Source organism: Streptosporangiales bacterium, assembly GCA_009379825.1.
Taxonomy (GTDB): Bacteria; Actinomycetota; Actinomycetes; order Streptosporangiales; family WHST01; genus WHST01.
The window spans coordinates 13,831-38,532 of the sequence record WHTA01000003.1; the positions used below are offsets into that span (position 1 = coordinate 13,831).

Consider the following 24,702-nt stretch of genomic DNA (forward strand, 5'->3'; position numbering starts at 1 on the left):
GCGGCTTCGCCGGTTCACCGTTGGGGGTTGGATGACGTATCCACCGCAGCCACCGTGGCACCCGAGCGACAACCCGTCCGGCCCGCGGCCCGGGTCGGGCTCGGGATCCGGCCCCTACTTCCCTGCCGCGAGCGTGCCTTCGCCGGTGCCCGACCCCGGCCCGGCACCGCTGCCGGTGGGCATCGCGATCGCCATGCTGTTCGCCCGGGTAGCACTCGCCGCCACGTCGCTGCTGTTCCTCTCCGAGGGGATCGACCGGATGCTCGCGCGTCCGGAGCTCGCCCAGTTCGACCCGGCCACGATCAACCGGCTGAAGAGCATCGTGCTCACCGTCGGCATCGGCATCTCGCTGGTCTGGGGCGCGGTGTGGATCCTGTTCATCGTGAAGGCCGCCCAGGGCAGGAACTGGGCGCGCATCGTCCTGACCTTCTTCCTCGGGTTCGACGTCATCCAGCTGCCGCTGATCGTCGTCCAGTACGTCCGCGGTGTGCTGGCGACGGCCCAGCTGGTCTTCACCCTCCCCGGGCAGGCACTCGGCCTGGTGGTGATCGTCCTGCTCTGGGTCGGCCCCGCACGGGCCTGGTACGCCGACAAGACCGCGTACCGCAAGGCACAGCGCGCCCGGCCGCCGGTGGCCACGCCACCGCCTCCTCCGCAGTACTTCGGCTAGGCCGGCTGTGGAGCCGCCCAGGTACCAGCCGATCTACGTGGTGCCGCACGTCGCCGCGCAGCCGGCACCCGTGCCGCCGACGGGCTCGCCGGGTCGGCGACCGCGCAGCCTGGTAATCGCCATCGTCCTCGTGTTCGGCAGCCTGGCGGTCAGCGCCGCCGGCGTCGTCCTGCTCGCGATGCGGATGGACCACCTGTTGACCGGCGTCGATGAACCGTTCCGCGACCTGCTCCAGCTCGGCGTCGTGTACGCGGCCGTCGTATGGACGGTGTTCTGGACGGCCGGCTGCCTGCCGTTCGCCGTCATGACGCTCCACGGCTGGGACTGGGCGCGCATCACACTGACCGTGGTGCTCGCCGTGAAGACCGTCGCGAACCTCGGCGGCGGCCGGATCGTCCTGCGGTTCGCGCTCGCCCCGACGTTCTACGACGTGTTGGGCATGCTGGCGCTCCTGCTCACCGTCGCCACGGCGGTGCTGGACGCGGTGGCCGTCGTCCTGCTGTGGCTGCGGCCGACCAGCGGCTGGTTCAGCGCGGCGGCGGCGCACCGCGCGTACCGCCGTACGGTCACCCGGTAGCGAGGAACCCGAGCACGTCCTGGCGGGTCACCACGCCCACCGGCTTGCCGTCCTCGATCACGACTACGGCGTCCGAGCTCTCCAGCGCGGAAAGCGCCGCCGAGACCGGCTGCCGGGCCCCGAGGATGGGCAGCGGCGCGGCCATGTGGTCCTCGACCCGGTCGGCCAGCCGGGCGCGGCCGTTGAACAGCTCCTCGAGCAGCTGCCGCTCGAGCACCGAGCCGACGATCTCGGCCGCCATCACCGGTGGTTCGGCCTTCACCACCGGCATCTGCGACACCGCGTACTCGCGGAGGATGTCCACCGCCTCCCGTACGGTGTCGTTGGGGTGGGCGTGCACCAGCTCGGGCAGCCTGCCGCCCTTGCCCCGCAGCACGGCGCCTACCGTGGTGTCGTCGCCGGCCTCGGCGAAGCCGTACCGCGCCATCCACTCGTCGTTGAAGACCTTCGACAGGTAGCCGCGGCCACCGTCGGGGAGCAGGACGACCACGATGTCCTCGGGCCGGCAGTCGCGTGCGACGGTCAGCGCGGCCGACACCGCCATGCCGCACGAACCGCCGACCAGCAACGCCTCCTCCTTGGCGAGCCTGCGGGTCATGGTGAACGAGTCCTTGTCGGTCACCGCGACGATGCGGTCGCAGACCTCCCGGTCGTACGTGGTGGGCCAGAAGTCCTCACCGACGCCCTCGACGAGGTACGGCCGGCCCGAGCCGCCGGAGTAGACCGAGCCCTCGGGGTCCGCGCCGACCACCTGCACCGCGCCGACCGACACCTCCTTCAGGTACTTGCCGGTGCCGCTGATCGTGCCGCCGGTGCCGATGCCCGCGACGAAGTGGGTGATGCCGCCGTCGGTCTGCCGCCACAGTTCTGGGCCGGTGGACTCGTAGTGCGAGAGCGGGTTCGCCGGGTTGGAGTACTGGTCGGGCTTCCAGGCGCCCGAGCGCTCGCGCGTCAGCCGGTCGGAGACGCTGTAGTACGAGTCCGGGTGGTCCGGCTCCACCGCGGTGGGGCAGACGACGACCTCCGCGCCGTAGGCGCGCAGCACGTCGATCTTGTCGTTGGAGACCTTGTCCGGGCAGACGAACACGCACTCGTAGCCGCGCGCCTGCGCGACGATGGCGAGGCCGACCCCGGTGTTACCCGACGTCGGCTCCACGATGGTGCCGCCGGGCTTCAGCTCGCCGCTGAGCTCGGCCTCCTCGACCATCCGCAGCGCGATGCGGTCCTTCACCGACCCACCGGGGTTGAAGTACTCGACCTTGGCGTAGACCCGGCAGGGCAGGCCGGCTGTCACAGTGTTCAGGCGCACCAGCGGAGTGTTTCCGACCAGATCAGCCACGTTCTCGTACGTGTCCATCAGAGAAGGGTAGGGCGCGCCCCACCCCCGGTCGGGTAGCAGCCCCACTGTCGCTGGCCCGCCCGCTCACTACCGTGAGCAGCAGCCGCCACCACGCGTGTACTGCGGGGCGTACGCGACGTGAACGGACGGCAGCATTTCGGGTGCAACAGCCGCAGTTTGCGCGTGCCGTAACAAGGTGCGCAGCTACCGAACTACGTTTGCAGGTGAAGCAACGCGTGCCGACAGGGAGCAGAGGGCTCGGGGAGTCTGAGGTGAGCATGGCAAGGAGGTTGGCCACCGCGGTGGCCTACGGTGGAAGCGGCGTCGGCATCCTCGGGTTGTCGACGTTGGGCGTCCTCGCGCTCGAGGGGCTCCTCGCGCGCCGGACGGTGGGACCGCCGCGGTCCGAGCCGCCCGAGGCCGGCGGCGTCTACGCCGCGCCTGACGTCCCCGCGGACACGCGCGCCCTCTCCCTGCTCGTGCTCGGCGACTCCGCGGCTGCCGGCCTGGGGGCGACGGTGCCGGCGGAGACGCCGGGCGCCCAGCTCGCCGTCGGGCTGTCCGCGCTCGCGCGACGCCCGGTGCGGCTGCACAACGCCGCGGCCGTCGGTGCGCGTTCCGAGCACCTCGACGGCCAGCTCGACGTGGCGTTCGAAGAGCTGCCGCGGCCGGACATCGCGATGATCATCATCGGCGTCAACGACGTCACGCACCTGCGCAGCCCGAACCAGGCCGTCCCGTACCTGCGGGCGGCGGTCGAGCGGCTGCGCGGGCTCGGCACGGCGGTCGTCGTCGGCACCTGCCCGGACCTCGGCACCATCCGCCCGTTCCCGCAGCCGCTACGTGCGGTAGCGGCAGCGATGGGCCGGCGGCTGGCGGAGGCACAGACCGTGGCGACGGTCGAGGTCGGCGCCCGTACCGTGTCGCTCGGCGACCTGCTCGGCCCGCAGTTCGCCGAGCGCCCGTCGGAGATGTTCGGGCCGGACCGGTTCCACCCGTCCTCGATCGGCTACGCCGCCGCGGCGGCCGCCCTGCTGCCGTCCGCGGCAGCCGCCCTCGACCTCGACGACGGCCGCGACCTCCCGGTCGGCGTCCTCCCGCTGCGCGACGCCGCCTTCGAGGCAGCCCGCAACCCGGGCGCAGAGGTCATGCGCGGCGAGGTGGCCGGCAAGGACCGCGGCCCCCGCGGCCGGTTCGCCGCCCTGCGCCACCGCCGCCTGCTCCGCCGCTGAGCCACAGGCGCCGCCCTGCGCCACCGCCGCTGAGCACCGGCTAGTCGATCGCGAGCTTGATCGCGCGGGTGGTGGCGTGCGTGGCGGCCACCAGGTCCGCTGCCGGCAGCTGGCGTTCCTCGTGCCACACCTGGGTGTCCGCGGGCAGGTCGGCCAGGGCCGCGAGCAGGTCGTGGCCGGTGACCGCGACCTGGTCGGCGACCGCGGTGTCGCGTAGCCGCGGCACGGGACGGGACGCCGGGTGGGCGTCGGCGCGGTGCTCCACCCCGAGGGCGGCGTCGGCGAGCAGCTGCGCCAGCCGGTGACCGGCGTCCGCGACGGTGCCGTACGGCGGCAGCGGCTGCCGCAACCGGGCCTGGCTCAGGCCGCGCAACCGGCGAGCCACCCGGTCGATCTCCGCCGCCAACGCCGACACGCCGGCCCGCTCGCTCTCGACCACGCCGGAAGGTTATCTACATGTGACAAAGTCTTGCCTCCGGCCGTCTGGTGAGGCACCCTCTCCAAAAGAGCCGCGCATCGGGAGGCTGCCATGTCCCTGAACCACTCGCCGGAGACCCACCAGAATCTACTTGAGCGGATTCCACGGACAACGGGTAAAGAACTCCGAGAGTGGTTGGACGCGATAGACGAAGGACCGACCTTCCTGCGACTCGAAGAACAGGCCAACTGGCTGCGCGACGAGCACGGGCTGCACCACGGTTACGCGGCCGCCCTCGCGCACGAGCACCACCGCCGCCGCCGCTGCACCCGCACCGCCTGACCCTCCCCCGCAACACCGCACGGTACGTCGCCGTACCGTGACCGCTACGCCAGTCACCGGGGTCCGCACGACACCCGGGCGGGGGAAGTGGAACACTGTCACGGCATGGACCGCCGTGGCCGAAAACGTCCCCGCCGCCGAAGACCCCGCTGGGTCCAGCCATTGCCCGGGAGTGACGAACGGCAATGACCGGACCTCTCGGCTGGCTCGTCTTCGTCGCGCTGCTCGCCGCCAACGCGCTCTTCGTCGCAGCGGAGTTCTCGCTCACCTCGGTGGATCGGGCGCGGCTGGAACAGGTCGCCGCCGGAGGCGGCCGACGGGCCCGCGTCACGCTCGCCGCGGTACGTAAGCTCGCGCTCCAACTCTCCGGTGCCCAGTTCGGCATCACCATCGCCTCGCTGCTGGTCGGCTTCGTCGCCGAGCCGCTGTTCCGCAGCGTCCTCGACCCGCTGCTCCACCCACTCCCCGTACCAACGGCCGTCACCACGGGCATCGGCGTCGTGTTCGCGCTGTTCGTCGCGACGTTCCTGCAGATGCTGCTCGGCGAGCTGGTGCCGCAGAACCTCGCCATCGCCAGGCCGATGGGGACGGCGCTGGCCATCGCACCGCTGCAGAGCGCGTTCACCGCCGTCGGCCGGCCCGCGATCGCGCTGTTCAACGGGACGGCGAACTCGATCGTCCGGCTGGTCGGCGCGGAGCCGCAGCAGGAGCTACGCTCCGCGCGCACCCCGGCCGAGCTCAGCTCGCTGATCGCCAGCTCGGCGCAGCAGGGCGCCCTGCCCGCCGACGTCGCCACGCTGCTGCGCCGCTCGCTCGGGTTCGGCTCGCTGACGGCGGGCGACGTGCTCACCCCGCGGGTGCGGATGTCCTCGCTGCGCGCCGACGACACCGTCGCCGACCTGCTCGAGCTGGCACGTACCACCGGGCACTCCAGGTTCCCCGTGCACGCCGGCAACCAGGACGAGATCATCGGCGCCGTGCACGTCAAGCACGCGTTCGGCGTGAAGCCGGAACGGCGTGCGGAGACCCCCGTCCGGCTGCTGATGCGCCCGCCCGTTCGGGTGCCAGAGTCGCTGCCCTGTGACGACCTGCTGCTCACCCTGCGCCGCCGCGGCCTGCAGCTGGCCATCGTGATCGACGAGTACTCGGGCACCGCGGGGATCGTCACGCTGGAGGACCTGCTCGAGGAGCTGGTCGGCGCGGTCCGCGACGAGTACGACGAGAAGGAGCAGCCGGAGGCCGTGCGGCAGCCGGACGGGAGCTGGTCGGTCTCCGGCCTGCTCCGCCCGGACGAGCTCGCCGAGCGGATCGGCCCCCGGCCGCCGGACGGCTCGTACGACACGGTCGCCGGGCTGGTGCTCGCCGCCGTCGGGCAGCTGCCGTCGGTCGGCGACACCGTCACGACCGCGGGCTGGACGCTCACCGTGACGGAGATGGACGGCCGCCGAATCGACCGGCTCAGCGTGCACCCGCCGGCCCGTGCCGGTGACGAGGACGGCGACGCCGCGGAGCCCGCGCCATGATGATCCTGGTGACCATCCTGCTGCTCGCGGCGAACGCGTTCTTCGTCGCCGGGCAGTTCGCGCTGATCTCCGTGCGCGCCGATCAGCTCCAGCCGATGGCCGATGCAGGGAGCAGGACGGCCCGGATGGCACAGCAGCAGATCCGGCAGCTGCCCACCATGCTCGCCGCCTCCCAGCTGGGCATCGCGCTGTGCTCGCTCGCTCTCGGCGCCGCGGCCGAGCCGGCTATCGCGCACCAGCTCGAACGCGTCGTGCACGCCGTCGGCCTGCCGGAGGCCGCCGTGCACCCGATCGCGCTAGTCACCGCGCTCGCCCTGGTGTCGTACGCACACATGGTGCTCGGCGAGATGGTGCCGAAGAACCTCTCGCTGGCCGGTCCCGTACGGGCGGCGCTCACCCTCGGCCCGCCGATGGCGGCCTGGGTGCGCCTCACCGGCCCGGTGGTGCGGTTCGTGAACGGCGTCGCGAACCTCATCCTGCGGCTGTTCCGGGTGGAGCCGAAAGAGGAGATCTCCACCGCGTACACCACCACCGAGCTGCGCCACGTGATCACCGAGTCGGTCGCTCACGGGTTCATCCAGCCGGACGAGGAACGGCTGCTCGAGCGGGCGCTCGCGCTCGAGCGGCGCACCAGCCTCGAGGTGACCGTGCCGATGACCCGCCTGGTGACGGTGCCGGAGGGCACCACGAGGCGCGACCTGGAGAAGGTAGCCGCGGAGACCGGCTTCTCCAGGTTCCCCGTAAGCAGCGCGAGCGCCCCTGACCAGCTGATCGGGTTCTTCCACGTGAAGGACATGCTCGACGTCGCGGAGATGGACGCCCCGCTGCCGTCGACGATGATCCGCCGCCTGGTCACCGTGGACAGGGACACCCCGCTGCTGCAGGCGTGTGCAGCGCTGCAGGCGGAGGGAGCGCATCTCGGCCGGGTCGTCGTGGGCGACCGCACCGTGGGGGTCGTCGCGCTCGAGGACATCCTGGAGGAGCTCGTCGGCGAGGTGCACGACGCCAGCCACCGCAGCTGATCCGGTGGCCGCACGCCCCGTTCTCCGGTAACGTCGTCGCCACATCCCCCGCCCCTTCCCAGGGTCGGGGCCATACGTCGCACGAGCACCCCCTGGTCGGCGACCAGGGGGACCGACGTGCGTGCCCGGACGCAGGAAGGAGACCGGTGTACGCCGCCATCGCCTGGCGCAGCTTCCGGCGTTACGCGACCTACCGCGCTGCCACCGCGGCAGGCGTGTTCACCAACACGGTGTTCGGCGTGATCCTCGCCTACACCTACCTCGCGCTCTGGCAGGCGCGTCCCGGCGTCGGCGGCTACGACGTCGCCGCCGTCGTCACGTACGTCTGGCTCGGCCAGGGCATGCTCGCGATCACGGAGATCTTCGGTGGCCCGTTCCAGCGCGAGCTGGCCGAACGGGTACGCACCGGCGACATCGCCATCGACCTGTACCGGCCGGTCGACCTGCAGCTGTGGTTCCTCGCCGGCGACCTCGGCCGTGCCGTGTTCAGCCTGCTCGGCCGCGGCCTGCTGCCCGCCTTGTTCGGCGCCATGGTGTTCGGGTTCCGGCTGCCGGTCGAAGCCGTCGTGTGGCCGGCGTTCGCGCTGTCGCTCGTGCTCGCGGTGGTGGTGAGCTACGCGATCAGGTTCCTGGTCGCGCTCAGCGGCTTCTGGCTGGTGGACTCGCAGGGCGTGGAGGCGCTGTCTGCCACGCTCGGCATCTTCCTCTCCGGGATGCTGCTGCCGCTGACCGTCTTCCCCGGCTGGCTCGGCGACGTCGCCCAGCTACTGCCGTGGGCGGCGCTGCTCCAGGTGCCCGCGGACATCTTCCTGGAACGCCACACCGGCCTCGACGTGCTCGCCGCACTCGGCTTCCAGACGGTGTGGGCGGTGCTGCTGCTCGCCGCGGGACGCCTCGCGCTCGCCCGGGCGACCAGGAAGGTGGTGGTGCAGGGTGGCTAGCTCGCCCGTCCTGGCGCTGCGGGCGTACGGCCTGATCGCCGGCATGTGGGTCAGGTCGACGATGGCGTACCGGACGAGCTTCCTGTTGATGTCGTCCGGCCAGTTCCTGGCGACCGGGCTGGACTTCGTCGCCATCTGGATCATGTTCAGCCACACACCGCAGCTCGGCGGCTTCGCGCTGTCCGAGGTGGCGCTGTTGTACGGCGCGTCCGGCATGGCGATCGGCCTCGCCGACCTGCTCATCGGCGGCATCGAACGGATCGGGCACCGGATCAGGGACGGCTCGCTCGACGCGATGCTCGTACGTCCGGTCCCCCCGTACGTACAGGTGGCGGCGGACCGGTTCGCGCTGCGCCGGCTCGGCCGCATCACGCAGGCCGCTGCCGTCTTCGGCTGGGCGATGGTCGCCGTGGACATCGACTGGACGCCGGGCAAGGTCCTGCTGCTGCCGATGATGCTGATCTGCGGCACGGTCATCTTCTGCGGCATCTTCACCCTCGGCGCCGCGTTCCAGTTCGTCGCCATGGACGCCGCGGAGGTGTCGAACGCGTTCACGTACGGCGGGAACACGCTGACCCAGTACCCGCCGACCATCTTCGGGAAGGAGCTGGTGCGCGCGGTCACGTTCACCGTGCCGCTGGCGTTCGTCAACTGGCTGCCGGTGCTCTACCTGCTCGACCGACCGGCACCGGCAGGCCTGCCGGACGCGCTCAGGTTCGCCTCGCCGGTCGCCGCCGCCGCGCTCGCCGCGGTCGCGGCGGTCGCCTGGAGGTCCGCCATCCGCAGTTACCGAAGCACGGGGAGTTGATGCGACATGTCCGATGCCCTGATCCGGCTCGACGGGGTGGAACGCAGCTTCGTCGTACGGCGCAAGGTCGGCCGGCTGCGGCGCAGCAGGCAGGTGGTGCGCGCGGTCGACCGCCTGTCGTTCACCATCGACCGCGGCGAGGTGGTCGGCTACATCGGGCCGAACGGCGCGGGGAAGTCGACGACCATCAAGATGCTCACCGGCATCCTCGTCCCAAGCACCGGCACGGTGACCGTCGCCGGCATCGACCCGGCGAAGCAGCGGGTGCAGCTCACCAGGCGGATCGGCGTCGTCTTCGGGCAGCGCACCACCCTGTGGTGGGACCTACCGCTGCGGGACAGCTTCGGCCTGCTCCGTCGGATCTACCGGGTGCCGGACGAGAGGTTCCACGCCAACCTGCGCAAGTACGTCGACGCGCTCGAGCTCGGTCCGTTGCTCGACGTACCGGTACGCCAGCTCTCGCTCGGCCAGCGGATGCGCGGTGACATCACCGCGGCGCTGCTGCACGACCCCGAGGTGCTGTACCTGGACGAGCCCACCATCGGCCTGGACGTGGTGAGCAAGGTGAAGGTGCGCGAGTTCCTGCGCGACCTCAACACCGAGCGCGGCACCACCATCGTGCTGACCACGCACGACCTCACCGACATCGAGCAGCTCTGCTCGCGGGTGATGGTCGTCGACCACGGCAGCCTGGTCTACGACGGTGACCTGGCGGGCCTACACGACATCGGCGAGACGCACCGCACCCTGATCGTCGACCTGGCCGAAGCCGCACCACCGATCGAGGTGGTAGGCGCCCAGGTAACCCGCGTGGACGGCGTACGCCAATGGCTACGGTTCCCGGCAGCGGAGAGCGCCGCTCCCCTGGTGGCGCAGATAGCCGCCCGCTACCCCCTGGTGGACCTCTCCGTAGCCGAACCCGACATCGAGGACGTCATCACCCAGCTCTACCTAGGCGCCGCCCGCACCGCCTGACCCACACACCGACGGCGGGGTTGACAACCGGGCACGCATGCTCACACCAGAGGTCTAGACGACTGATCCTTCAGGGAGATTGTCATGACCGCCGCCTCGGAGCTGCCCGCCGCGCTGGACGAGCAACGCCCCACTGCCAAGCTCGTCGTCGCCACCGTCGTCGGTAACACGATCGAGTTCTACGACTTCATCATCTACGGCACGATGACCGCGGTCGCCTTCAACCAGGTCTTCTTCCCGTCCTCCTCGCCCGCCGTCGGCACGCTGCTCACCTTCGGCGCGTTCGCGGTCGGATTCTTCTCCCGGCCGCTCGGCGGGCTGGTGTTCGGGCACTTCGGTGACCGGGTTGGCCGCAAACCGATGCTCGCGCTGACGCTCGGCATCATGGGCACGGCCACGTTCCTCATGGGGCTGCTGCCGAGCTACGCGACCATCGGATTCTGGGCGCCGTTGCTGCTGACCGTCCTCAGGTTCGCGCAGGGGTTCGGCATCGGCGGCGAGTGGGGCGGTGCCGTGTCGCTGGTGGTGGAGAGCGCGCCCGCGCGCAAACGCGGCTTCTACGGCAGCCTGGTGCAGCTCGGCAGCGGCTTCGGCATCATCATGGCCAGCCTCACCGTCACGATCCTGCTCAGCGTGCTCAGCACGGAGCAGCTCCTCGCGTGGGGCTGGCGCATCCCGTTCCTGCTCAGCATCACGCTCGTCGGCGTCGGCATGGTCGTCCGGCTGCGGCTCGCCGAGTCGCCGGCGTTCGAACGCGTACGCCACCAGGGCGTCCGCAGCCGGATGCCGCTGTTGGCCACGCTCCGCCGCTACCCGCGCAACGTCGCCGTCGCGACCGGCCTGCACGTCGCGGACGCCGCGTTCGGTTTCATGCTCGGCGTCTTCGCCATCTCGTACACCTCGACGCAGCTGGGCCTGCCGCGGTCCATCGCGGTCGCCGCGAACCTGACGAACGGCATCACGTACCTGCTGATGACCCCGATCGGTGGCTGGCTGTCGGACCGCATCGGACGCAAACGCGCGTACGGCTGGTGCGCGGCGTTGATCATCCCCGCGGTCTTCGTGTTCTTCGCACTCGTCGAGACCAAGGAGATCCCGCTGGTCTTCCTCGGCAACGCGATCGCGGGTGCGGTCGGCGGCGCGATCTACGGCATCCAGGCCGCGTTCTTCTCCGAGCTGTTCGCGACGAACAACAGGTACAGCGGCATCTCCATCGGCTTCCAGTTCGCGACCGTACTCGGCGGCGCACTGATGCCTACCGTCGCCACGCTGCTGCTCGCCGCCAGCGGCGGTGCCACCTGGTCCATCTCCGCGTACATCGCCGGGCTGACGGTGATCACCCTGATCTGCACCGCCGCCGCGAAGATCACCGGCTGGACGCAAGCCGACGAGGCGGTCCTGCCGGTAGCCGACCCGGAACGGAGAACATGAGCACGGGGAGTCCCACCGCACCCGACATCCTGCTGATGATGGTCGACCAGCTCGGCGCGCGCTGGCTGGAGGCCGCCCACGAGGGCGTCGTCGACCTACCGAACCTGCGCCGGTTGCAGGAGCGCGGCGTCACCTTCGCCAACGCGTACACCAACAACCCGGTCTGCAGCCCGGCCAGGGCGACCGTGGCCACCGGGCTCAGCTCGCACGGGCACGGGGTCACCGAGTGCGGCTACGCACTCGACCCGCAGGTGCCGACGTTCATGCGGGCGCTGCAGCAGGCCGGCTGGCGCACGGGTGCGTTCGGCAAACTGCACCTCGTGCCGCAGGTCACCGGCGAGCCCGTCGACTACACGGCGTACGGCTTCGACGTCGTGCACGTCTCGGAGGACCAGCGCACCGGCGAGTGGCTGGACTGGGTGGAGCGCACGCACCCGGAGCACTACCAGGCGGCGCAGGCCACCGTGTGGATGACCATGCTGCGCGGCCTCGACGACTACGGGCCCGACCACCGCGACCTACGTGCGGAGATCGAGCGCGCGCGCAAGTCGGTGCGCTGGGCGACGGCCGACTGCCCGGAGGCCGACAGCGAGGCGTACCCGCTGCCGTTCCCCGCCGAGGTGTCACAGTCCGCCTGGATCACCGACCGGGCACTCGAGTTCATCGCCGGGGTGCCGGCGCAGACACCGCTGTTCGCGCACGTCAGCTACGTACAGCCGCACAACCCGTTCGCGCCGCCCGCGGAGTACGTGCCACGGGTCGCCACCGACCGCATCCCGGAACCGCTCGGCGCCGAGTGGCTGCCGGACCACACACCCGCGTACTTCGACCGCTACCCGGAGCCGAGCTGGGCGGACCGCAGCTGGCGGCACGACAGGCGGATGTACTTCGCCGACCTCGCGCACCTCGACGCCGAGCTCGGCCGGCTGCTCGACGGCCTGGCGCAGGCCGGCCGGCTGGAGAACGCCCACATCGTCTTCACCTCCGACCACGGCGAGCTGCTGCACGACCACGGGCTGCTCGGCAAGTGGGAGCGCCACTACGACTCCTGCATCAGGATCCCGTTCGTCGTGTGCGGCCCGGGCACGATGGCGGGCACCACGAGGACCGAGCTCGTCGACCTCACCGACGTCGCGCCGACCATCTACGCACTCGCCGGGCTGCCCGAGCCCGAACTGCCGCGGCCGGACCTCGGCCGGCCGCTCGTGCCCGAGCGGATCGGGATGCTGCCGGGACAGTCACTGCTGCCGCTGTGCCGCGGTTAGCAGCCAACGAAGTGGCGGGACGCCGTGTACGTCCGCAGTGACAACAACCATTGGGAGGCGTCACCGCGCAGCTGGTGTCGTACGATCCGAACCAGGCAGCACAGGTACAGCGTGTTCCTCGGCGGCGGTGGCGAGCAGCTGTTCGACCTCGTCGCCGACCCCGGCGAGCAGCACAACCTGGCGACCGACCCGGCGCACGCAACACTGCGTGGCGAACTACGCGACGCCCTGACGGAGGCCATCGTGCTCGACGGATACCCGAACACGCCGCGGCAGGCGTGTGGCATCGGTACCTGGTAACCCGTCGATGGCGCCCAGCAAGCAGACCAGCAGGATCACGGCGACCGTGACGGAGCTGCGCCGGCTGATCGACGACGAGTTCGCCGTCGGCGACCGACTGCCGGCCGAGGTGGAGCTGGCCACCACGCTCGGCGTGAGCCGGGTGACCGTACGCGAGGCGCTGCGCCGGCTCTGGGTGGAGGGCGTGGTCATCCGCCGCTGGGGCGTAGGCACGTTCGTGGCCGACGCCGGCGACGACACCGCAGGGGCGTTCACCGAGCAGGCCATGAACCTCACGGACATCGGCTCGCTGCCGCAGCACATCCGCGACTCCGGGCACAAGCCCTCGCTGGCGCACGTCGCCATCGCCGAGGTCGAGGCGACCGGGGCGGTGACGGTGAAGCTCGGGGTCGAGGCCGGTGTGCCGGTGTGGCTGGTGGAGCGCTGCATCGCCATCGACGCCGTGCCCACCGTCGTGCTGCACGACTACCTGCCGGTCACGCTGCACGGCCGCCCGTTCGACCCGGCGCCGCTGCGTTCCCTCGACGCGCACCTGCCAGGCATGTTCCGCACCGCCGGGATGCGGCTCGTACGGATGGACGCGCGCTACGACGTCACCACGGCGGATGCCCACATCGCCAAGCTGCTCGAGGTGCGGCGCGGCCACCCACTGCTGCACGCGAACCAGGACAGCTTCGCCGACACCGGCGCGCTGGTGCTCACCACCGAGGGGTTCTACCGCACCGACAACTTCGCGCTGCGCGTCATCAGAACCATCCCGGAGTGAGCGTATGAAGACCGACATCATCCTGGACGTGGACACCGGGGTGGACGACGCGCTCGCGCTCCTCTTCGCCGTGCGGCACCCGGAACTACGGCTCCTCGCCGTCAGCTGCGTCGCGGGCAACGCGGGGCTGGACGCCGTCGTACGCAACACGCTGGTGACCCTCGACGCGGCCGGGGCGGGCGACGTCCCGGTGGCCGCGGGCGCGACGCAGCCGCTGGTCCAGCCGGCCCGCGACGCCAGGTACGTGCACGGCGCGGACGGCCTGGCCGACCTCGGCGGCGCGCCGACCGAGCGCCGGCCGGTGGACGGGACCGCCGTCGAGCTGCTGCGCCGTACGATCCTCGGCGCGCCGAACCCGGTGACGCTTGTGCTGCTGGCCCCGATGACCAACGCGGCGCTGCTGCTACGAACCCACCCTGAGGTCACGGCGAACATCGAGCGGGTGGTGTTCATGGGCGGCTCGGTCGGGCACGGCAACGCCACGCCGGCGGCGGAGTTCAACGTCTGGCACGACCCGGAGGCGGCGGCGATCGTACTCGACGCCGGCGTGCCGACGACCATGTACGGGCTGGACGTCTTCTACCAGGTCGCCGTGCCCGTCGCGGTCGCCGAGCAGCTGCAGGCGGCGACCGACCCGGGCGTCCGGCTCGCCGGCGGCCTGCTGCTGCACCAGGCCAGCCGCGGCGGCGGCCGAGACGAGCGGGTGCCGGACGGCGGTGGCGGCCTGCTCGGCGACGCCGGCGCGGTGTGCGCCGTCGCGGATCCCACGGGCCTGACCACCAGGCACTGCCCGGTCGAGGTGGAGCTCGCCCCCGGCCGCAGCCGGGGGCAGACGCTCGTCGACCTGCGCAACCTGCCTGGCGAGCGGGAGGTGCACGGCGACGCCGGCGAGGCTGCCACCATCGACGTGGCGACAGCGGTGGACAGGGACCGCTACCGCGAGCTGTTCCTCAGTACCGTCCAACGTCCCGCAACGGAGGTAACCAGCTGATGCCCATCACCGTGTCGGAGGAGGTGCGCGAGGCAGTGGCTGCCGGCGCGCCCGCCGTCGCACTGGAGTCCACGATCTTCACCCACGGCCTGCCCAGGCCGCGCAACCTCGAGGTGGCGCGGGCGGCCGAGCAGCAGCTGCGCGACGCGGGTGTGGTGCCGGCGACCATCGGCGTCGTCGACGGCACCCCCACGGTGGGGCTGACCGACGCCCAGATCGAACGGCTCGCGGGCGGCGACGACGCGGTGAAGGTCAGCACCCGCGACCTGCCGATCGCGGCCGCGCGGAAGCACAACGGCGGCACCACCGTCGCCGCGACGTCGTTCCTCGCCCACCGCGCCGGCATCAAGGTCTTCGCCACCGGCGGCCTCGGCGGCGTGCACCACGGGGCGAGCACGACGTTCGACGAGTCCGCGGACCTGGTGGCGCTCGCGCACACCCCGGTCCTCGTGGTCAGCGCCGGCGTCAAGTCGATCCTCGACATCCAGGCGACGCTCGAGCGGATGGAGACGCTGAACATCCCCGTCGTCGGTTACCGCACGACCAGCTACCCGGGGTTCTACGTCGCCGACTCCGGTCACCGGGTCGAGTACTCCGTCGACGGTCCGGCGGAGGCGGCCGACCTGGTCACGGCGCGCGACGCGCTCGGCCTGGACGCCGCCGTGCTGGTGGCGAACCCGGTGCCGGCCGACGACCAGCTCGACCCTGCCTGGCACCAACAGCTCGTCGCCGAGGCCTGGCAGGCCGCCGAGCGGGAGCAGGTGGTCGGCCACGACATCACCCCGTTCCTGCTCGACCACATCCAGCGCGCGACCGCGGGCGCGAGCCTGGACGTGAACGTCGCCGTCTACCGCAACAACGTCGCCGTCGGCGGCGCCATCGCCGCCGCGCTGCGAGCCGGGTAGCCGTGCTCGGCGTACTCGGTGACCTGCTCGAGGACATCGTGGTGTGGCTAGCCGAGCCACTGCAGCAGGCGACCGACACCGACGTCGAGATGCACCGCACCCGCGGCGGCAGCGCGGCGAACGTCGCGATGTTCGCCGCCCGCCACTACCCGACCCGGTTCATCGGCTGCGTCGGCGACGACCACGTCGGCACGGGGGTGGTGGCCGACCTCGCCGCGCACGGCGTCGACGTCAAGGTGCAGCGGCGCGGCAGCACGGGCACCGTGGTGGTGCTCGTCGACGAGCACGGCGAGCGCACCATGCTCCCCCACCAGGCCGCGGGCGCGCTGCTCGCGGACCTGGACCCCAGCTGGCTCGACGGCCTGGCGCACCTGCACGTCACCGCGTACTCGCTGACCGCGGAGCCGGTCGCCGGCACCGCGGCGGACGCTCTCGCCACCTTGCGCGACCGCGGCGCGACGACGTCCGTCGACGTGTCGTCCACCGGTCTCATGCGGCGGTACGGCAGGGACGCGTTCCGCGACCGGCTCGCGGACCTGCGCCCGAACCTGCTGTTCGCGAACGCGGAGGAGGCGGCGTTCCTCGACCTGACGGCGGACGGTGCGCCCGGTCAGGGGCTCGCCGCCCTGCCGCACACCGTCGTCGTGGTGAAGGACGGCAGCCGTCCGACCACCGTGCTGGCGCCCGGCGCGCCGCCTGTACGGGTCGACGTACCGCCGGTCAGCGGCGTCCGCGACCTCACCGGCGCGGGTGACGCCTTCGCGGCCGGCTTCCTCACCGCGTACCTGTCCCGTGCCGGCCTACCGGCGGCGTGCGCGCAGGGTCACGCCTGCGCGGCCACCGTGCTCGCCCACCCGGGCGCGACGGCCGACAGCTGACCACCTGGCACCCAGGGGCGCGGGGCACCAGGCAGTTCACTCGCAGCACGCTACATCTTGGGCGCAACCGCGCCACACACCCCCACATGCTGCGCGTGTCGCCGGGGACACGGAACGGCCGCCCGCCATCGGTAGGCGAGCGGCCGTCTCGGTCGCGAAAGTGGGGGTCAGGGGGTGATGAGACCCTGCGTCTTCGTCTTGGCGTCGGCGAAGCGACGGGCCACGTCGGCCCAGTTCACCACGTTCCACCACGCCTTGACGTAGTCCGGCTTCACGTTCTTGTACTGCAGGTAGAACGCGTGCTCCCACATGTCGAGCATCAGCAACGGCACCGTACCGACGGCCATGTTGCCCTGGTGGTCGTACAGCTGCTCGATGACCAGCTTCTGGCCGAGCGACTCCCACGCCAGGATCGACCAGCCGGAGCCCTGGATGCCGAGCGCAGTCTGGGTGAAGTGCGCCTGGAAGCCCTCGAACGACCCGAAGAACTCGTCGATCGCCCCCGCCAGGTCACCGTCCGGCTTGTCCCCGCCGTCCGGCGACATGTTCGGCCAGAACACCGAGTGGTTCACGTGGCCGGCGAGGTTGAACGCCAGGTTCTTCTGCAGCAGGTTGACGGTCTGCAGCTTCTCGGTCGCGCGCGCCTCTTCCATCTGCTCGAGAGCGGTGTTGGTGCCGGTGACGTACGTCTGATGGTGCTTGGAGTGGTGCAACTCCATGATTTGGCCGGAGATGTGCGGCTCCAGCGCACCGTAGTCGTACGGCAGGTCCGGCAGCGAGTACTGAGCCATCTGGACTCCACTCCTTACATTCGGAAACGAGCATGTGTGCGAGGCAACCGCCTCACAACTTACCGCGACCACCCGGCCACCGCCGTCGCGGCCACTGCCGGCCACCAGGCCGTGACACACATCACCACCTGCACCGGCACCGCCCGAGCCCGCCCACACGACGTGGCGCCGCGTAACCAGCCGACAGAACCGTAACCGATTCGTCTCGCCATGTGGTCGCCCTTGTACGCATCGTCGGACCGCAGGTCACACGCCGCGCGACATACGCAAGTATGCGCAGCAGGCGTCCGAGCTGGTCGTATCAGGACCAGCACCGGATACCCCCCAATGCGGGCGAGGTCGGCGCTGTGACGCCCCGATACCAGCGCCGACCTCGCCGACCATGTTCGTTGTCCCTCCCGGGACACCTTCCCTGGCCCTTCTGCCCATCGGGGGGCCGAGCCCCCCGAACCCCCCACGTTCCCTGGGCCTGGTGGAAGGTGCAGTAGCTGGGCCTTCGCTTCGCTCGGCAGCAACCTGGAGCCCTACGCATCGGCCGGCCACGCCTTCGCTTCGCTCGGCACTGCCTGGAGCCCACGCATTGGCCTGGCCGCTACTGCTCCGCTCTGTACGCCGGGTTCCAACCTGAGGCCGGGCACCACCGGCCTCCCCGGCACCTGCCCGGAGTTCCTCATCCCCGGGCCGCGTTCGCTTGGCTCGGCACTGCCTGGAGTCCATCCCCACCGGCTCGCCCCGATACCGGCAGGACTCCGACGCCGGGCCTGGGCGTCACCGGCTCGGCGGCGGCTGCTTGCCGCGCTCTCGGGCGGGACCGGGTGGCAGCGCTCGGCTCCTTGCGTTGGCCGCCGCCGTCGGCGCCGCGGGTGCGGTCAAGCCGGCGGGGCTGGTGGGGCCGGGTTTGTTGGGAGGTTGGCAGCGTGGGCCAGGAGGCTTGCCTGGGTCCGGTTGTCGCAGCCGAGCTTGACCAGGAGGCGGGACACGTAGCTCTTCACGGTGGCCTCGGAGAGGTAGAGGCGGCCGGCGATCTGGGCGTTGGACAGGCCCTCCCCGACCAGCGCGAGCACCTCGGTCTCCCGCTCGGTGAGCTGGGCGACCAAGGCAATCGCCTGCTCTCTGCTCGACTCCTCCTCCGAACGGAGCCCGACGAGCCGTCGCGCCGCCTCCGGCGACAGCACCGTGTGCCCGTCCGCGGCCACCCGCACCAGGCCGATCAGGTCCTCGGGCGGGGTCGACTTCACCAGGAAGCCCGCCGCACCGGCACGCAGCGCACGCACCACGTACTGGTCGGCGTCGAACGTGGTCAGCGCGACGACGGCCGGCGCATCGGCCAGCTCCCTGATCCGCTCGATCGCCGTCATCCCGTCGACGCCGGGCATCCGCAGGTCCATCAGCACGACGTCCGGCCGGTGCCGCACCACGGCCTCGAGCCCCGCCGCACCGTCGTGCGCCTCGTCGACGACCGTCACGTCAGGCGCCGAGTTCAGGATCACCTTCAGGTGCGCGCACACCATCGGCTCGTCGTCGACGACGACCACCCGCACCAGCCGGCTCTCGTTCATCGCTCGCGCACCTCACGAGTCGGTACGTACGAAGGCAGCACCGCCTTGACCACGAACCCTCCGCACCGTCGGCGGACGCCTCGAAGGTACCGCCGACCAGCTCCACCCGCTGCCGCAGCCCGGCCAGTCCACGATGCGAGCCGCGTACGACCAGCGCCTCGTCCGGCCGCTGCGCCGTCGGCCCGTTGTGCACCACCAGCCGCATCCGGTCGCTGCCGTACCTCACCCGCACCTGCGCCGCCGCGCCCGGCGCGTGCTTGCGCACGTTGGTCAGCGCCTCCTGCACGATCCGGTACGCCGTGCGCGCGACCGCCGGGGACAGCGACCCGGCGTGCCCCTCCTCGACGAGCTCCACCTCCCCACCCACCGAGTCCGCCTCGACCGCGAGCGCACGCAGGTCGAGGGCGGACGGTCGGCCCCCCGCACCGACCGTCCCTTCCCCCTCCGCCTCCCCCGGCGTCGCCTGCAGCACGCCGACCAGGTCGCGCAGCTCGTCCAGGGCCTGGCAGCCGGTCACGCGCAGCTCGTCCGCGGCGGCCCTGGTCCCCTCGTCCCGGGTCGACACCGTCAGTGCACCGGCCTGCAGCACCATCAGGCTGACCCGGTGCGTCACCACGTCGTGCATCTCGGCGGCCAGCCGCGCGCGCTCGTCCGCACGGGCACGCTCGGCCATCAGGTGCTGCTCACGCTCCGCACGTTCCACCCGCTCCCGCAGCGCGTCCTCCAGCCGGCGCCGCGCGCCGAAGTAGAGGCCGAGCAGTGCCGGCATCACGGTCAGCAGCAGGCCACCGGTGATCACGTCGACGTGCGGCTGCCACGCCCGGGTGACGACGCCGGTGAGCACCACGAGCAGCACCCACGTGAGCGGCCGGTACGGCGCGTGCGCGGCGGCCGTGTACGCCGCCACCACGGCGGCGAACGGAAGCCAGGGATCGTTCGGTGAGAACACCGGGAACACCACGCCGGGCGCCAGGTACGTCGCGACCAGGATCGCCACAGAAACCGCCGTCCCCGCGGCGAGCAGCAACACCGGCCAGCGCCGCCGGACCAGGAGCGCGGCGATCAGCGCGAGGTCGATCCCCCAGTCGATCCACCCGGCAGCACCGTGGGGGAAGCCGCGGGCGGCAGCGAACGTGACCGACAGGGCGAGCAGCACGCCGACCGGCAACAGGTCGAACACGAGCTCACGTCTCGACGTCCACAGGCGCGCGGTCACACCATCAAACTACTCGCCGGCACGGCGGCGACGTAGCTCCGTGCGGTGCTACCCGATGCAACGAAAGTCGATACCGCCCGGCGCGACTCACGACCATGCGTGCTCGCAACGCCCCCGCACGCGCGATTAGATGGACGGGTGACCAACGAAACCGTCCAGCTGCGCCCGCCGCGGCACCGCGTCGACTCCCGCGCCGTCATGCTGTGGACGCTGCAGGCGATCATTCTCGTCGCGCCCGCGGCGATCGCCCTGGCCGTCCTCGCCGTACTCATCGAACCGGCGCGGCTGTGGCTCGGCCTGTCGCTCGGCCTCGTGCTGCTGTTCGGCGTGCCGTACATCGTGGTGATGCCGCGCTGGCGGTACCGCGTGCACCGGTGGGAGACGACGGACGAGGCCGTCTACACGGCGTCCGGCTGGTTCTTCCAGGAGTGGCGGGTCGCGCCGATGTCGCGCATCCAGACCGTCGACTCCGTACGCGGCCCGCTGCAGCGGCTGCTCGGCCTGGCGACGGTGACCGTCACCACCGCGTCGGCGGCCGGCGCACTGCAGATCGACGGCCTCGACTACACCCTGGCGAAGGACGTCGTCGAACAGCTCACCGAGGTCACCCAGGCCACCCCGGGGGACGCCACGTGAACACGCCGGAGGACGGCTGGCACCGGCTCGACCCCCGGATGCTCGCGCTGAACCTGAGCGTGCTCGCCGCGCCGCTCGCCGGCTTCGCGGCGACGGCCATCGGCACCGGCGGCGACATCCCCAGCGCGGCGTTCTGGACGATCGGCTCGGTCGGCGCGGTGTTCCTCGTGATGGTCGCCGCCGGACTGATCCGTTACACGACGACCCGCTACCGGATCACCGATGAACGCGTCGAGCTCCGCTCCGGGTTGCTCTTCCGCCGCTACCGGTCGATCCCGCGCGACCGCATCCGCAGCGTCGACGTCACCGCGAACCCGCTGCACCGGATCTTCGGCCTCACCGTGGTCAAGGTCGGCACCGGCCAGACCGGCAGCGCCACGGAGAACACCGAGCTCGCCCTGGACGCGGTGACCGCCGCGCACGGCGACCAGCTACGCACGCAGCTGCTCACCAAGCCCGACAACACCGTGACACGCGACGAGCCGGCCGAGGCGCGCAGGCCCACGACGGCGGACGGCGAGCGCACGGACGTCACCCTCGCCGCGTTGAACTGGTCCTGGCTGCGCTTCGCGCCGTTGACCGGCTGGACGTTGGTGGTGGCGCTCATCCTGCTCGCTGGCGCGCAGCGCGTGCTCGAGGCGGTCGGGCGCAACCCGTTCGAGACGGGCCTGGTCACCGACATCGTCCGCTGGCTGCACCAGTTCTCGCTCCTCCTGGTCATCGTGGCAGGCGCAGCCGTGCTGTTGGTCGTCGGTGTCGTCGGCGCCCTGGTGATCTACGTCGAGGCGTGGTGGAACTTCCGCCTGGTCCGCGAACCCGGCGGCGTGTTCCGGGTCCGACGCGGCCTGCTGACCACGCGCTCGGTCTCGCTGGAGGAGCGACGGCTGCGCGGCGTCGAGGTGATCGAGCCGATCGCCATGCGGTGGGCCGGCGGCGCAGACACCAAGGCGGTGGCGACCGGTTTCGCCACCTCGCACAAGGAACAGCAACGGCAGAAGGACCGGCTGCTCCCGCCCGCGCCGCTGACCGTCTCGCACCGGGTCACCGCGGCCGTCCTGGCCGAGGACGAGACCCCCGTGGCGGTCACCGAGCTGCACGCGCACCCGCGCCGGGCGTTGCGCCGCAGGATCGTCCGTGCCGTGGTGCCGCCGGTCGCGCTCGCGGCACTGCTACTCGGCCTCGGCCAGTGGCTGCCCTGGTGGCTCGCACCGATCGCGCTCGCACTACTCGCGGTGACCATCCCGCTGGCGTTCGACGCCTACCGCAACCTCGGGCACGCGCTGACCCAGCGGTACCTGGTGACCAGGTACGGCACCATCTTCAGGCGTACGGTCGCGCTGCGGCGCACCGGCGTGATCGGCTGGACCATCAGCCGGTCATACTTCCAACGCCGCGCCGGGCTGATGACGGTCGCCGCGACCACCGGCGCCGGCGGCGGCGCGTACAAAGTCCGGGATGTTGCTGAGACGGCCGGGCTGACGTTCGCCGAAGAGGCGGTGCCCGAGCTGCTCACGCCGTTCGTCGTGCGGGACACGCCGCACGGTTGATACCGATAAGTTGCCTATTGCGGCCTGCCGGCCGGTACATTCGCCGGTGGGCCGACGCACGCCACGATCGGGCGCCGAGCTTGCCACGACTGAGACAAACCGGAATACTGCCGTGATCAACACGAGTTGATCTTGAACCGAGGGTGGTCACCGATGGTCACTCGCCGCGACGTCGCTCGACTCGCCGGCACCTCGGAGGCGGTGGTGAGCTACGTGCTCAACGACGGCCCCCGCGGTGTCGCGCCGGCAACCAGAGAACGCGTGCTCGCTGCCATCGCCGAGCTCGGGTACCGCCCCAACGCAGTTGCCCGCTCGCTGCGCATGCAGCGCACCATGACCTTCGGCCTGGTCGTGCCGGACAACTCCAACCCGTTCTTCGCCGAGCTGGCTCGTTCGATCGAAGAGGTCGGCTTCGAGTACGGCTACACGATGCTGCTCGGCAACGCGACCGACGACATGCAGCGGGAGACGACGTACGTCCGGGCGCTCCTCGACCGCCAGGTCGACGGGCTGATGGTCGCCCCGGCACACGGCGCGAACACCTGGGCGGCCGAGCTCGAGGAGGCGTCGGTCCCGCGGCTGATCCTCGACCGCGAGCTGCCCATCCCGAACGCGACGCACATCCTCGTCGACAACGAGGCCGGCGGCTACCTCGCGACGAAGCACCTGCTCGAGCACGGCAGGAGGCGGATCGGCTGCCTCGCCGGGTTCGCCGGCGCACACCCGACGGTCGACCGGGTCGCCGGCTGGCAGCGCGCGCTCACCGAGGCCGGCGTCGACGCCGCCGCCATGCCGACGGCGCACCTGCCGTTCGGCCGGCTGCACGGTTACCGGGGCGGCCGCGAGCTCCTCGCCGGGTGCCGGCCGGACGCGCTGTTCGTGGCCAGCGACGAGCAGGCGATCGGCGTGATGCGGGCCGCGGCCGAGCTCGGCCTGAAGGTGCCCGACGACGTCGCGATCTGCTCGTTCGACGGCATCGAGGCCAGCGGCTACACCGTCCCGGCGCTGACCACCGTCAGGCAACCGGTCGAGGCGATCGGCAGGCATGCCGTGGAGTGGTTGGTCAGCCAGGTGTCGAGCCCGAAGGAGGAGGCACGCCGGCTGGTGCTCGACACCGCCCTGGTCACTCGGGGATCGTGTGGCTGCCCGGATCCCGCCGGCGGCCAGCTGGTCGACGAGAAGGACTGACCATGCGGCGCAGCGGTCTGTGGCACCCACGGTTGATGGCGATCCTCACCGCCGCTGGCCACGGGGACCTCGTAACCGTCGCAGACGCGGGCCTGCCCGTGCCTGCGGAAGTCGAGACCGTCGACCTGCTGTGGCGTACCGGCGAACCGCCGTTCCTCCCGGTACTCGAAGCGGTGCTCGACGAGTGCGTCGTCGAGCACGCCACCCTCGCCAGCGAGCTGACCGATTCTGCGACCCGCAGCGGTCTGACGAAGCTGCTGGACAACATCGCGGTAGAACATGTCCCACACGAAGAACTGAAGGCGATGTCCCGACGGGCACGCGTCGTCGTACGTACGGGCGCCACCACGCCGTACGCGAACGTCGTGCTCAGGTGCGGTGTCGCGTTCTGAACGAGACATCGGCGGAAGGAGCACATGGTGAAGGGCAGAGTCGCAGCCACAATACTCGTCAGCGCACTGCTGGTATCGCTGGCCGCCTGCGGTACGGAGGACACCGCGGACGAACCGCCGAAGGCCGAGGGGAAGCCAACGGTCTGCCTGGTGATGAAGTCGTTGGCGAACGAGTTCTTCCAGGACATGAAGAAAGGCGCCAACGCGCACGTGAAGAAGCGCGGGGACGTGAAGCTCGACGTCTCGGGAATCCAGAACGAGACCGACGTCGACGGCCAGGTGGCGCTGATCGACAAGTGCATCACCAGGCAGGTGCAGGCGATCGTCATCGCGCCTGCCGACTCCAAGGCACTCGTCCAGCCGCTGAAGCGGGCGGCGCGCGAGGGCATCGAGATCGTCAACATCGACGTGCGCCTGGACCAGAAGGCACTCGAGGAAGCCAATCTCCAGGTCCCCTACGTCGGGCCGGACAACGAGCTCGGCGCGAAGAAGTCCGGCACCGTGTTGGCCAAGGAGCTCGACCCGGGCAGCAAGGTAGTACTTCTTACCGGCAACCCGGGTGCGGACAACGCGAAGCAGCGTGAGGAAGGGTTCCGGGCGGCGGCCGAGGAAGGCAAGCTCGACCTGGTCTCGGTGAAGACCGCGCACTGGGAGACCGACGAGGCGAACACCGTGTTCGGCAACATGCTCACCGCCGACCGCGACATCGAAGGCGTGCTGGCGTCGAACGACTCGATGGCACTCGGCGCGCTCAAGGTGATCGAGGAGCGCAAGCCGAGTATCAAGGTCGCCTCGTTCGACAACATCCCCGCGATCCGGTCGTACATAGAGAAGGGCCAGGTCGTGTCGACGCTCGACCAGTACGGCTCGACGCAGGCGTCGGACGGCATCGACTACGCGATGAAGATGATCGACGGCGAGAAGGTCACCGGCTGGCAAAAGACGGACATCAAGCTCGTCACGAAGTCGAACGTCGACGAGTCCGACTGA

The 24,702-nt window shown here is 71.1% G+C and carries 27 protein-coding genes; 22 read left to right on the forward strand and 5 right to left on the reverse strand.

Going from position 1 to position 24,702, the window contains the following annotated elements; genetic code table 11:
- Positions 1–31 precede the first annotated feature (31 nt).
- Both GEV07_02260 and GEV07_02265 read left to right on the forward strand, forming a co-directional pair.
- Positions 32–670: a hypothetical protein gene (locus GEV07_02260; protein ID MQA01589.1), complete on the forward strand. Its 639-nt coding sequence runs from the start codon at positions 32–34 to the stop codon at positions 668–670.
- Positions 671–677: 7 nt separating this feature from the next.
- Positions 678–1,247 (forward strand): hypothetical protein, encoded by a 570-nt coding sequence (locus tag GEV07_02265; GenBank protein MQA01590.1) that lies wholly within the window; start codon positions 678–680, stop codon positions 1,245–1,247.
- Here GEV07_02265 and GEV07_02270 read toward each other — a convergent pair.
- Positions 1,237–2,604 (reverse strand): cystathionine beta-synthase, encoded by a 1,368-nt coding sequence (locus tag GEV07_02270; GenBank protein ID MQA01591.1) that lies wholly within the window; start codon positions 2,602–2,604, stop codon positions 1,237–1,239. The two genes, GEV07_02265 and GEV07_02270, sit on opposite strands and share 11 nt — an antisense overlap.
- Positions 2,605–2,864: 260 nt before the next feature.
- On the opposite strand from GEV07_02270, the gene GEV07_02275 reads away from it, so the two are divergent.
- Positions 2,865–3,818: an SGNH/GDSL hydrolase family protein gene (locus GEV07_02275; protein MQA01592.1), complete on the forward strand. Its 954-nt coding sequence runs from the start codon at positions 2,865–2,867 to the stop codon at positions 3,816–3,818.
- Between the two features lie 40 nt (positions 3,819–3,858).
- On the opposite strand, the gene GEV07_02280 is transcribed toward GEV07_02275, so the two are convergent.
- Positions 3,859–4,257 (reverse strand): hypothetical protein, encoded by a 399-nt coding sequence (locus tag GEV07_02280; protein MQA01593.1) that lies wholly within the window; start codon positions 4,255–4,257, stop codon positions 3,859–3,861.
- A 90-nt stretch (positions 4,258–4,347) separates the two neighbouring features.
- Here GEV07_02280 and GEV07_02285 point away from each other — a divergent pair, with 90 nt between their 5' ends.
- The 13 genes from GEV07_02285 to GEV07_02345 all read left to right on the forward strand — a co-directional run bounded on the left by GEV07_02285 (position 4,348) and on the right by GEV07_02345 (position 16,383).
- Entirely contained in the window at positions 4,348–4,578 is a 231-nt protein-coding gene (locus GEV07_02285; GenBank protein ID MQA01594.1) for a DUF4287 domain-containing protein, read from the forward strand.
- Between the two features lie 185 nt (positions 4,579–4,763).
- Entirely contained in the window at positions 4,764–6,101 is a 1,338-nt protein-coding gene (locus GEV07_02290) for a DUF21 domain-containing protein (GenBank protein MQA01595.1), read from the forward strand.
- Positions 6,098–7,123, forward strand: a complete 1,026-nt coding sequence (locus GEV07_02295; protein ID MQA01596.1) for a DUF21 domain-containing protein — start codon at positions 6,098–6,100, stop codon at positions 7,121–7,123. The genes GEV07_02290 and GEV07_02295 overlap by 4 nt, the downstream gene beginning before the upstream one ends.
- Positions 7,124–7,269: 146 nt before the next feature.
- On the forward strand, positions 7,270–8,064 hold the full coding sequence (locus GEV07_02300; protein MQA01597.1) for an ABC transporter permease: 795 nt from the start codon (positions 7,270–7,272) through the stop codon (positions 8,062–8,064).
- Between the two features lie 43 nt (positions 8,065–8,107).
- Complete coding sequence (locus GEV07_02305; protein ID MQA01598.1) at positions 8,108–8,872, forward strand: transporter; 765 nt, start codon at positions 8,108–8,110, stop codon at positions 8,870–8,872.
- A gap of 6 nt (positions 8,873–8,878) precedes the next feature.
- The gene (locus GEV07_02310; GenBank protein ID MQA01599.1) at positions 8,879–9,847 is read left to right on the forward strand and encodes an ATP-binding cassette domain-containing protein; all 969 of its coding nucleotides are present in this window, start codon (positions 8,879–8,881) and stop codon (positions 9,845–9,847) included.
- Between the two features lie 84 nt (positions 9,848–9,931).
- A complete protein-coding gene (locus tag GEV07_02315; protein ID MQA01600.1) occupies positions 9,932–11,278 on the forward strand; it encodes an MFS transporter in 1,347 nt (448 codons plus the stop codon).
- Positions 11,275–12,543: a sulfatase-like hydrolase/transferase gene (locus tag GEV07_02320; protein MQA01601.1), complete on the forward strand. Its 1,269-nt coding sequence runs from the start codon at positions 11,275–11,277 to the stop codon at positions 12,541–12,543. The genes GEV07_02315 and GEV07_02320 overlap by 4 nt, the downstream gene beginning before the upstream one ends.
- A 24-nt stretch (positions 12,544–12,567) precedes the next feature.
- On the forward strand, positions 12,568–12,843 hold the full coding sequence (locus tag GEV07_02325; GenBank protein ID MQA01602.1) for a hypothetical protein: 276 nt from the start codon (positions 12,568–12,570) through the stop codon (positions 12,841–12,843).
- 7 nt (positions 12,844–12,850) lie between these two features.
- Complete coding sequence (locus tag GEV07_02330; protein MQA01603.1) at positions 12,851–13,609, forward strand: UTRA domain-containing protein; 759 nt, start codon at positions 12,851–12,853, stop codon at positions 13,607–13,609.
- 4 nt (positions 13,610–13,613) lie between these two features.
- Positions 13,614–14,600: a nucleoside hydrolase gene (locus tag GEV07_02335; protein ID MQA01604.1), complete on the forward strand. Its 987-nt coding sequence runs from the start codon at positions 13,614–13,616 to the stop codon at positions 14,598–14,600.
- A complete protein-coding gene (locus GEV07_02340; protein MQA01605.1) occupies positions 14,600–15,505 on the forward strand; it encodes a pseudouridine-5-phosphate glycosidase in 906 nt (301 codons plus the stop codon). The genes GEV07_02335 and GEV07_02340 overlap by 1 nt, the downstream gene beginning before the upstream one ends.
- 2 nt (positions 15,506–15,507) lie before the next feature.
- A complete protein-coding gene (locus GEV07_02345; protein ID MQA01606.1) occupies positions 15,508–16,383 on the forward strand; it encodes a sugar kinase in 876 nt (291 codons plus the stop codon).
- Between the two features lie 167 nt (positions 16,384–16,550).
- Here the strand turns inward: GEV07_02345 and GEV07_02350 are convergent, their stop codons facing one another.
- From GEV07_02350 to GEV07_02360, 3 genes are all read right to left on the reverse strand, one after another.
- Positions 16,551–17,174 carry a superoxide dismutase gene (locus GEV07_02350; GenBank protein MQA01607.1) on the reverse strand — a complete coding sequence of 208 codons (624 nt, stop codon included), beginning with the start codon at positions 17,172–17,174 and terminating at the stop codon, positions 16,551–16,553.
- An 869-nt stretch (positions 17,175–18,043) separates the two neighbouring features.
- Positions 18,044–18,733 (reverse strand): response regulator, encoded by a 690-nt coding sequence (locus GEV07_02355; GenBank protein ID MQA01608.1) that lies wholly within the window; start codon positions 18,731–18,733, stop codon positions 18,044–18,046.
- Positions 18,642–19,682, reverse strand: coding sequence for a two-component sensor histidine kinase (locus GEV07_02360; protein MQA01609.1), 1,041 nt, complete (start codon positions 19,680–19,682; stop codon positions 18,642–18,644). Before GEV07_02360 ends, GEV07_02355 begins: the two co-directional genes overlap by 92 nt.
- Here GEV07_02360 and GEV07_02365 point away from each other — a divergent pair.
- The 6 genes from GEV07_02365 (at position 19,673) to GEV07_02390 (ending at position 24,702) form a co-directional block, all read left to right on the forward strand.
- The gene (locus GEV07_02365) at positions 19,673–19,870 is read left to right on the forward strand and encodes a hypothetical protein (protein MQA01610.1); all 198 of its coding nucleotides are present in this window, start codon (positions 19,673–19,675) and stop codon (positions 19,868–19,870) included. The two genes, GEV07_02360 and GEV07_02365, sit on opposite strands and share 10 nt — an antisense overlap.
- A 277-nt stretch (positions 19,871–20,147) precedes the next feature.
- A complete protein-coding gene (locus GEV07_02370) occupies positions 20,148–20,585 on the forward strand; it encodes a PH domain-containing protein (protein ID MQA01611.1) in 438 nt (145 codons plus the stop codon).
- Positions 20,582–22,132, forward strand: a complete 1,551-nt coding sequence (locus GEV07_02375) for a PH domain-containing protein (protein ID MQA01612.1) — start codon at positions 20,582–20,584, stop codon at positions 22,130–22,132. The genes GEV07_02370 and GEV07_02375 overlap by 4 nt, the downstream gene beginning before the upstream one ends.
- Positions 22,133–22,285: 153 nt before the next feature.
- The gene (locus GEV07_02380) at positions 22,286–23,320 is read left to right on the forward strand and encodes a substrate-binding domain-containing protein (protein ID MQA01613.1); all 1,035 of its coding nucleotides are present in this window, start codon (positions 22,286–22,288) and stop codon (positions 23,318–23,320) included.
- Positions 23,321–23,322: 2 nt separating this feature from the next.
- Positions 23,323–23,712 carry a D-ribose pyranase gene (gene rbsD / locus GEV07_02385; GenBank protein ID MQA01614.1) on the forward strand — a complete coding sequence of 130 codons (390 nt, stop codon included), beginning with the start codon at positions 23,323–23,325 and terminating at the stop codon, positions 23,710–23,712.
- Positions 23,713–23,736: 24 nt separating this feature from the next.
- Positions 23,737–24,702, forward strand: coding sequence for a substrate-binding domain-containing protein (locus GEV07_02390; protein MQA01615.1), 966 nt, complete (start codon positions 23,737–23,739; stop codon positions 24,700–24,702).